Source organism: Moorena sp. (assembly GCF_982860115.1).
Genome location: NZ_CEYLVT010000197.1, coordinates 5,137 through 7,447, shown reverse-complemented (window position 1 = coordinate 7,447; position 2,311 = coordinate 5,137). Strand labels below are relative to the sequence as shown.

The window sequence follows — 2,311 nt, the reverse complement described above, 5'->3', positions numbered from 1 at the left end:
GGGTAACGTAATTGTTGACGTGGGATGATTCTAGACCCTTGATCAGGACACCATTGGTTAAGGTTTCGGTGGTATTTAAATCTTTAGCAATGGTTTGTAGCAGGGTTTCGATCAGCTGGTCTTCCTCTAGGGCGAGTTGTGCGATCGCAATCGACTCGAAGGTATCCCCATCTTGAACGGTATAGCTTACGAAATTACCAGCGCTATTGTAAGCAATAATCTCACCAACCGCTAATAAATCCGCCGTTTTTGCATATTCCGTGACAATTTCGTTGACTTTGTCACTTTGAGTGCCGTAATCTTTGTTGAGCTTGGTTGCGATCTCATTTAAGCTGTTTTGCTTAACCCGAATACCGACAGGAATCTGAATATTTTGAGGACTGGTGAAAATACCACTAACTGCACTATTACTATCCCCTAAATCTCCAATATCACAGCCATACTGATTAGCAACGGATTCCAGGTTTTCAGTGTTACCAGCAACTGTATAGGTAAATTGCTGCAGATATTCCAACGTGACCAAATACTTATAGACATTATCCACAAAGCCCGTGAAGGCGGCACGCTGATCAGTCAACTCCTGCCACTCCTGCTGCTGCTCAGGGGTGGGAATCACCGATGTACTCACCCTAAACGTCAAGTTGGAGTCATGAACCTGATAGTAAATTTGTTGATAGGTGGCGCGGTCAGTTTTAATCTGATCCAGTACCTCAGTGAAAATATTCCCAGGAGTGGGAATATATTTAGATTGGTCTAACACCAACTCCAGAATCAAATTAGCGGTCTTCTCATCCTTGCTGGTGATCTGATAGCTTTCACCCACCGACGGCCATTGATTGATTCCGAAAATCGGGTCGAAATACCCTAATTTTTGGCTAATACCTTCTGCAAAGTCCCCATCACTTCCTAAACGATTGCCATAGATATCTTGCCAGCGAAAATCCAACGTAAAGGTATCTCCAATGCCGTAATAGGGATTGAGGGTATCCTTGAGAATTTCCGGTAATGCTTGGGATGCTGTGATGGCGGCGGTGCTTAAGGCATAAACAGGCAAGACTTTTTCATAGACCCATGTTGTCTTATCTGTTGTATTATCTGTTGTATTATCCTCATCATCTTCAATCGGTCCGATCGGTAGACGGTCTTGCTCGGTTTTAAAGTCAGCTGCTGTACTGGGCACCTGATAACTTAAAAGCTGATAGAGGTTTTGAATCTCATCGGTAGCAGTCTCATTGTTTTGAGCTTCAATGGCTGTACGGGTCAGTCTAAAACCAAGATTTCCCGCCGGAATCTTCAACACATTAGTTGTTTCACTACTGGTGGCAAAAATTTCGCTGACACCATCGAGTGTACTGTACTGGGAATGACCAGACGGAATATTAAGGCAGTTGTGATACCTAGCGGGAGTGCTGCTAAAGGTCATTAACAGAGTGACCTGAGCCGTGTCCCCATCAGCAAACAGAGAATCTGGTAAGCCCTTTTGCTCATTGTTTTGTGTATAGCTATAGTTGAGGTAATAGCCTTCACTATTTACAACAGTGCTTTCCTGTACCAGTGTTAGGAATGGTAGGAAGAAAGTTGGATCATTATCTGTCTCTAGTGTCACCGTACGATTATCCCCAGAATCTAGGGATAAATTCGTCTTCAGCATCAAGACTTCAGCACTGCCATCACGGGTCAGAACTTTCGAGTCACCACTGTCATCCAAATACAACAAGGTCAAGGTTGTAGGAGTTTCGTTTACTGTCAGAATATCTTGCAGCAATTGCCGACTAGCGGTTTCAATCCTTTCAATAGCGTATACCGTGGGCAAAAATCCACTCCCATCTGAGGTGGAGACTTGGCGGATTTCCAAGGTTAATTTAGTTGCCCAAGTATATCCCGCTTCAATCTCCGCAGTATCTAACGTTTCCCTATCTTGAACTTGCTGCTGATTGTATAAAAGGGTTAAGTTGTATAAAAGATTAAAGCTAATCTTATCAGACTTAGACTTGAGATAATCACATAACCCAGAAGGAAGTTCCCACAGCAGATTATTAGCGCCATTGATAGATTCATTCCAGTAAGTTTTTTGGCGAATAATGTATTGCTGGTTAGTGGGATTGTACAACTCCAGCAGTGTTGGAGGAGTTGTGGGCAAAATTCCACTGGTTGCTGCCTCATCAAGCTGCTTAATAAGCGTAATGGTGTTGTAGGGAGGATCACTATCCGGGAAAGGATAATTGAGTTCAGAGGTTAACGTTTGACTATCACTGTTCTGACTAGTTTGACTGTCAGTGGTCTGACTAGTTTGACTATCACTGGTCTGACT

The 2,311-nt window shown here is 43.3% G+C and carries 1 protein-coding gene; it reads right to left on the bottom strand.

All coding sequences use genetic code 11. The features are described 5' to 3' along the window. The coding region (locus AC4II3_RS25315) for a hypothetical protein (protein ID WP_490722920.1) at positions 1-2,311 on the bottom strand (2,311 nt) is incomplete at both ends.